Origin of the sequence: Peribacillus phoenicis (genome assembly GCF_047238085.1) — a bacterium.
In the GTDB taxonomy this organism is placed as follows: domain Bacteria; phylum Bacillota; class Bacilli; order Bacillales; family DSM-1321; genus Peribacillus.
This window is the reverse complement of record NZ_JBDFMF010000001.1, coordinates 1-7,500: the sequence shown is the minus strand read 5'-3', so window position 1 is coordinate 7,500 and position 7,500 is coordinate 1. Positions and strand designations below refer to the sequence as shown.

Genomic DNA, 7,500 nt, shown 5'->3' with positions numbered 1-7,500 from the left:
TGACTTTAGCGAAATCCATAAAACTGCAAGTGATAGGTAAAGCAATAACAACCTGGATAGATGCATAAATCGAATACCGAAAACTGAATGCTCCTTCCGGGTAGAGTTTTAAACATTTAAACCGATAAATCACAGGGTTCCATTGTCCAAATATTAAAAAATTTTTTTACAATTTTACTTTCTTGTACTATAATATATATATTTTAAAAATTTCAGGAGAGACTTTTAATCATTATAAAAAATAGTTGGGAGAGGGATTTATAAATGATTAATAAAAACACATCTTTGAGGATGCAAAGTATCGTTTTTATTGGCTTTATGGGGGTAGGAAAGACGACGATCGGACAGAAAGTAGCCAGGAAATTATATAGGGACTTTATTGATATAGATCAAGAAATTGAAAAGGAATTCAATATGCCCACTACGGAAATCTTCAAGAAGTATGGGGAAAAAGCTTTTCGCGAAAAAGAAAAAAGTGTGATTGAAAGCCTTAGTCAACAACAATTGAAAATCATTTCAGTTGGAGGCGGGGCATTTTTACAAGAGGATATACGGAATATCTGTTTATCCAATTGCATTGTCTTTTACCTGGACTTATCTTGGGAATACTGGAAAGAGAGAATAGGATTGCTTATTGATAGTAGACCTGTTTTACAAAGCCGGTCCCTTGAGGAAATCGAAGAACTCTTTTACACGAGACAGGAAATATACTCCTATCATCATTCAAAAGTGAATACCAATGATCTAGATGTTGATGAAGTGGCAGACTTTATAGTCGATTCATTGAAAGTGGCCTGGGATATTTATGAACCGCTTAAGTAAGGCAAACCTTTTTGATATGTAATCAATGTTCCCAATAAAAGAATAATAGAAAAGATGAAAAGGGCACAGCGGTACCTAACCTCCTGTGAACTAATCACCTTTTTATTTTTCTTTATTAGGAAGACTCTCTAATAATCAGTTCTGGATTCAATATGATCCTCTGTTGATCACGTTCAATTTTCTCCATTTGCTGATACAGGAGATTCGCTGCCTCTTTTCCAATACGTCTAGGGAATGAGGAAATGGTCGTTAGCGGAGGATGATAGATTTCTGCGACTGGAACGTTATCGAACCCAACGATATCTATATCTTTTCCAGGAGTAAATCCTTTCATCATTAGCCCTTGCATAACACCGAAAGCAATTAAGTCGCTAAAGCAAAAAATTGCGGTAGGCGGATTAGGATTCTCAAGTACTTTCAATACAGCCTCCAGCCCTCCCTCCCGGGTAGGGGCACTATCTATAACCAGCGATTCATCCACTTCCAATCCCGCTCTTGAAAGAGCTTCACGGTATCCCTCCATTCTCTCTATCCAAGTAGAAGATTCCTTAATGCCACCAAGGAGCGCAATTCTTTTATGTCCCTTTCCAAGGAGATGATCAACAGCCATCCTGGCTCCTTCTGGATAGTCTATGCCTACATAGTCGCTATTCACTCCAGGTAGTTCCCTAACAGCAAGGACCATTGGCGTGTCAATTTCATTTAACCGTTCAATTGTATCTTGTGAGCTTTCAGAGACAGGACAAAGAATCAGGCCTCCCACCCTATGTTCCATCATGGTTGAAAGGAGATGGTCTTGCTTGGCAACCGAGTCGAATGTAGTTCCCAGCAACACTGTATACCCGACCTCATCCAATGCGTCATGAACGCCTATCAGGAATTCAGAAAAAAAGGTGTTTGATATGTCGGTAATAATGATTCCTACAGTATCAGAACTCTGCGACCTTAAGTTGGCTGCAATTCTATCGTATACATAACCCAGTTCATGCATGGATTTTAATACCTTTTTTCGCGTCGCTTCCGATATTCGAGGGTTATTGCGAACGATAAGGGAAGCAGTGGATGTAGAAACCCCAGCATGTTTCGCTACCTGTTGCAGCGTGACCCGCCCTTTTTTGGATTGTTTCATAGTTCAATCACCATCTTGAATGTATTTTTGATGTACTTATTATTATCATGTTCTTACTATAATAATAATATAGTTACTGTCATTATTACACCCTTGCTTTTGGAACATGGGCATACCATCGATTAATACTCACTCCAATACATCTATATCCAATATTCATTAGTCCAAAAAAAAACTCCACCCTAGTTCTAGAAGATGGAGTTTTAAGTAATCCTTCATATTTATTAGCCATGGTTAAATATGGTCTGGTGCTGTGTCAATTTTTTATATCGGTAATAAACAAAAGCTGCAGCCAGGATTCCTATAGTAGCAATAAAGCAATCAAAAAGAAATATATGCGATATATCCCCACTCTTAGCTATCAAGCCCGTTGCAATTGGTAAAATGACGCTCGCCAAACTGGATGCCGTCGCAACGATCCCTGTTACAGTTCCTTTTTTTCTCCAGAAGAGTTCAGTCATTATTGCAATGGATAATTGAAAGATCCCAGCTGTCGAGGCTCCAAGGAAAAAGGAGCTAATACTTAAGACAATAGGTGAATGAATCGTTAATATGATGATTACCGTAATTAAAGTAATCATTGGATAAAGCAATATCACCGTCACGGGCTTAATCCATTTGTTTAATAAGATGGATAATAGCAGGACGGAAATCAGTGATCCAACACTATAATAGCTCAATAATTTAATGGCACTTGAAGATGGCATCCCTGCGACTTCCTGACCGAAACTCGGTAACCAGATTTGCGAAACTGTAAATAACGCAGTTGATGTAAACCCAATTATGATTAGTGCGACTCCTTCGCTCCAAAATTTAGGTTCCGTTATGAACCTGTTACTATGCAAATCCTCCTCTTGACTGACAGCTTCGGATTTGCTTGGAAATGAAGCAGACAAAACCAAAAACATATTCATGAAATAGATGACAGCCGGTACTAAAAATGCAAACCCGTAAAATAATTGGTTCGAAGTAAGAAACAAGATGATGAATGGCAGGATGGTAGCACCAAGCGAGCCAAAAGCCTTAACCATAACACTCGCGGAACCAGCAGCTTCAGGAAACATTTCAGTTAGCGCCGGATATGTACCAGCATCCATGGCTGAGTTGGAAATCCCCGCAAGTAAGGCAAATACAAACGCCATTTCATAAGTGGGGGAAAATGGAATCCCAATTAAAAAAACGCCCATTATAACCGAAGAGACCATGATTAATGGCTTTCTTCCAAATTTATCTGATAATACTCCCGAGAGACCATACGTGAGTAATCTGCCTATTCCTATTGCTGCAATAAGATAACTGATGCCAGTAGAGTCCGTATCCCATTGTTCTGTTAAAGAGGGCATGTTCGAGGCGAGAATTATATTAACCATCCCCAGCAGAAAATAGTTAATATACAAGCCAGATGCCGCTTTAAAATACTGATTTTTCATTATTACACCCCTATAATAAATCACGTTGTGTTTCTCCCATATAACACCTTAATGCACAATGTAATTACATTAAAGCCTCCCCTTTATGTTATCCATTTACATGAAAACCACTTTTCAAAAAAAAACGCTAAGAAAAACAAGGGATTTCACTCCCTGCATTTCTTAGCTCCGAGGTTTCTGCACCAAATTTTTGTAATCATTTAACGAATGATGCAATCGAATATGAAAAAACCTCTATTTGGAGAACAATCTCCAGAGTGGAATCATTTTATTCTGCAAACAATTGCTCTTTGATGAAATCAACAGGCATCTGTTGACCTGTCCATAATTCAAAGGCTAGCGCACCTTGCCAAAGCATCATCCCAAGACCATTAATAGCTGTAGCACCCACAGCTTCAGCTTGTTCCATTAGTTTAGACTTTCGTGGGATGTAAACAACATCTGTTACGATTAGATCAGGACGCAGCATTGATTCATCTTGAATGACACTTAAGCCTTCAAGTGGTTTCATGCCAACGCCGGTTCCATTTGCCAAAATATCACTAGTTGCGATTTCAGCTCTTAATTGTTCAACATTTTCAAGAGGGTATACATTGGCTTTCACATTTAAATGCTTCATATCCTCATTGATGATTCGTACATTCTCTTCTGCTTGCGGGAAGAAAGCATCATCACGAGCAAAAATGCTGATTTCCGCCACACCTTCCAGCGCAGATTGAATGGCAATTGGAGTAGCAGCCCCACCAGAACCGATAAGAGTCATTTTCTTGCCTTTAATATCAATACCATGTTCTTTTAAGTTCCGGGTATATCCCATTCCATCAGTGCTGTGACCTACGAACTTTCCATCGACATTGACAACTGTATTAACGGCCCCAGAAAATTTAGCACTGTCCGCCAATTCATCAAGATATGGAAGGATCTTCATTTTATTAGGCATGGATACGTTAAATCCTTTTACATTTAATGCACGCATCCCTTTGACTGCATCTTCCAGCTCTTCATTTCCAACCTCAAATGCTAAATAGGCGCAATTCAAGCCTAATTTATCGAAAGCTAAATTATGCATGGCAGGTGATAATGAATGTCCGATAGGTGTTGCCAGCAATCCTACTAATTCTGTTTTCCCATTAATTCGTCCTAGATTTTCCATGTTCTATTCCCCCTGATTTTTTAAACTTTATATAAATTCCTTCTTGGAAGGAATTATGAGTTAAATATTTTGATCAATGATCTCCAATACATCTCTTAATTGAGTAACAGGAATTTGTCCTGGGGCAGATGCTTCTTTTCCGGCTCCGAATGTACAAGCAGACCCAAACACCGCACCTGATAATCGGCTGACCAGGCCTGTACCTGACATTGACATCGTAATGAATGGGCGATCGGCATACATTGTTTTCATCGTGTAAGTTGCATCTAATAAAACGAGTAAGTCACCAACCGTTTGGGGCATTACAGCGATTTTGGGAATATGGGCGCCAAATTCCTGCATTTTACGTAATCGGTAAATGATTTCTTCTTTTGCTGGTGTCTTATCGAAATCATGGTTACACATCACTACGTATACGCCATTTTCCTCAGCTACCTTTACAGTCTCTTTCACTGATGATTCCTCAAAAAACAACTCCACATCGACAAGATCAATATTCTTCGTTTTAATTGCTGTATGAAGGAGTTGGAAATAATAAACATCACTGATTTCCTTGTTTCCGCCTTCTTTATGGCTTCTAAAAGTGAAAAGCAGCAAAGTATTGGGAACTGCACTTCTAAGTTTAGAAATCATATCTGAAACGGCTTCTAAGCTTTCGACTTGTTCAAAGACATCTACTCGCCATTCAATGATATCCGGCCGTAGCGCATTTACCGTTTCAACTTCTTTAAGCAGTTCTTCTTCCGTTGTCCCCATTAGTGGAACGATGATCTTTGGAACCCCTTCTCCGATCGTTACGTCTTTGATCGTGATTGTTTGCATGGATGTTTCCCCCTTTTATCATTATCATCAGTGGGGTTCATGCCCCACTGATGTTCGGTTAGACCGTTTAATTGGAAACCTTAATTACCTTTTTGTATCGATAGGCAACGAATACGGCCAATAAAATACTAACTATCGCAATTGCCACATCAAACAAGAAGACCGCAGTTAAACCAGCACTCTTGGAAATGATACCTGTAACGAAAGGTATGATGATAAAGGCTGAACTAGCTGCAATGTTTACATATGAAGTAATTGTCCCTTTATTGGCTGGGAAGAATTCTGTGATTATTGTCATGGCTAATTGGAACACCCCTGCAGTTGAAAGCCCTATGAAGAAAGCGCTCAAAACAGTTATAAATGGTTGCTGGATGTAAATGAGTGACAATAAAGATAATGCTGCAATGATCGGATAGATAATCATGACGGTAATGGGCTTAATTACTTTATTCAATAGAACTGCTAGTAAAATGACAGAAACAAGGGAGCCAATGCTATAGTAACTAAGCAATTGGACAGCCTTAGCTTGGGTTAGCCCCAATACATCTTGTCCGAAGTTCGGGAGCCAGACTTGAACCAGCATGAATAAAGCAGTTGATGTGAAGCCTAATAGTATGACTGCCAAACCTTCCTGAGCAAACTTCGGTTTTGAGAGGAATTGCTGTTGAACCGGCACAGCTTGTTCATCATTCTGAGTTTGGCTTTGAGCTTTATGATCCGGGAATGAAACCTTAAGCAGGAAAAACCCATTAACAAGATATACAGCAGCCATTAAAAAGAATGTATACCCGTAAAACATATCTCTAGCTATAAAGAACGCCATGATAAATGGAAGAAGTGCGGCACCGATTGAAACGAACGCTTTTACTAATACGGTAGCGGAACCAGCTTTCTTTTGAAAGGCCTCAATAAGTGCTGGATACGTACCTGCATCCAAAAATGAATTTGCAATACCAGCACATACAGCAAATATAAATGCCAATGTATAGTTAGGAGCCAAAGGTATGCCTATAAGGAAGATCAGGTAGATAAAAGATGCTGAAACGACAAATGGTTTCCTTCCTAATTTATCCGACAGTCTACCCGCGAAAAACAAAGAAACTAACTTACCGATTCCTATGGCAGAGACCAAGTAACTTATCCCTGAGGCACTTGTATTTAATTGATTTGACAAATTTTCCATATTTGATCCAATGATAATATTGATCATGCCTAAAATAAAATAGCTAATATATAAACCTGTGGCCATTTTTATAAATGGATTTTTCATGAAACACACCCCTATTTAAAAAGTTATCGAAATGCAATTTGATTCTTAAGCCTTTCAGAAGTTGCCCCCTTGCCCCATACCATAAATTCAAGAACAAAATTACGTACTAAATAAAACAATAAGTAAACCGGCTTTAGTTAGTACATCGTTCTACTAACTTTTCGCCTAACTAGTATATCGTTCTACTAATCTTAATTATTAGTACATCGTTCTACCAAAATTTCAGTATTGGTATATCGTTCTACTAAAAACCGATTAGGTTCTAAATTCAAAAGGTATTGAATTAACACTTATGCTAGATTTAATTAGTTAAATTTATTTAGTATATCGTTCTACTGGATTATTATACTGCGCTAATTTAATTGTGTCAAACTCATGAAGCAGTCCTTAATGACCATAGAGCAATTCCTCATACTCATTATTTTTAAATTCCGAAGGTCTCATTTTGGATCTCATTCACCTTAAAAGTTCAGCCATACCTTGGATTTGTTAGTGTTCATACAAGTTGGAAGAATACCTTTTATTTGCAGAGGTACCAATTATTTTATCCTTTATGAGGGCTTCCCCACATTTTTACTTACCAGTTTCTGAATAAATTGCTTTTTAGCTAAAATATATGTACTGCTGCTTATTTAAATCCAATTATCCAGTTATTTGCAATCGATTTTAATAACCCATTATCTAAGCAGGCAGTACTAATATCTCGCTTATATCCTAAGTTAAGATGGTCAAAACGGTTTAAATTTAAAAGGATAAACAATTTTCGATTTCAGCCCCTTTCAATGGTGATGTAACAGCTTCTATATATAAATAACAGGGCTCCATAATTTTGTTCTTAACGCAAAAAAAGACCAGCCGGATGGCTGATCTTTTG

General features: G+C 38.1%; 6 protein-coding genes. 1 reads left to right on the top strand and 5 read right to left on the bottom strand.

The features are described 5' to 3' along the window. Nucleotides 1–264 precede the first annotated feature (264 nt). Complete coding sequence (locus ABC374_RS00030) at nt 265–822, top strand: shikimate kinase (protein ID WP_413015097.1); 558 nt, start codon at nt 265–267, stop codon at nt 820–822. Nucleotides 823–937: 115 nt separating this feature from the next. Here ABC374_RS00030 and ABC374_RS00025 read toward each other — a convergent pair whose 3' ends face one another. The 5 genes from ABC374_RS00025 to ABC374_RS00005 all read right to left on the bottom strand — a co-directional run bounded on the left by ABC374_RS00025 (nt 938) and on the right by ABC374_RS00005 (nt 6,626). Continuing rightward, entirely contained in the window at nt 938–1,951 is a 1,014-nt protein-coding gene (locus ABC374_RS00025) for a LacI family DNA-binding transcriptional regulator (RefSeq protein WP_137020934.1), read from the bottom strand. Nucleotides 1,952–2,175: 224 nt separating this feature from the next. Continuing rightward, nucleotides 2,176–3,381 carry an MFS transporter gene (locus ABC374_RS00020; protein ID WP_350301007.1) on the bottom strand — a complete coding sequence of 402 codons (1,206 nt, stop codon included), beginning with the start codon at nt 3,379–3,381 and terminating at the stop codon, nt 2,176–2,178. A 268-nt stretch (nt 3,382–3,649) separates the two neighbouring features. After that, nucleotides 3,650–4,534, bottom strand: coding sequence for a shikimate dehydrogenase (locus ABC374_RS00015; protein WP_350301006.1), 885 nt, complete (start codon nt 4,532–4,534; stop codon nt 3,650–3,652). A gap of 60 nt (nt 4,535–4,594) precedes the next feature. Beyond that, nucleotides 4,595–5,356: a type I 3-dehydroquinate dehydratase gene (aroD, locus tag ABC374_RS00010; protein ID WP_413015093.1), complete on the bottom strand. Its 762-nt coding sequence runs from the start codon at nt 5,354–5,356 to the stop codon at nt 4,595–4,597. A 67-nt stretch (nt 5,357–5,423) separates the two neighbouring features. Continuing rightward, nucleotides 5,424–6,626: an MFS transporter gene (locus tag ABC374_RS00005; protein ID WP_413015091.1), complete on the bottom strand. Its 1,203-nt coding sequence runs from the start codon at nt 6,624–6,626 to the stop codon at nt 5,424–5,426. Between the last annotated feature and the right edge of the window lie 874 nt (nt 6,627–7,500).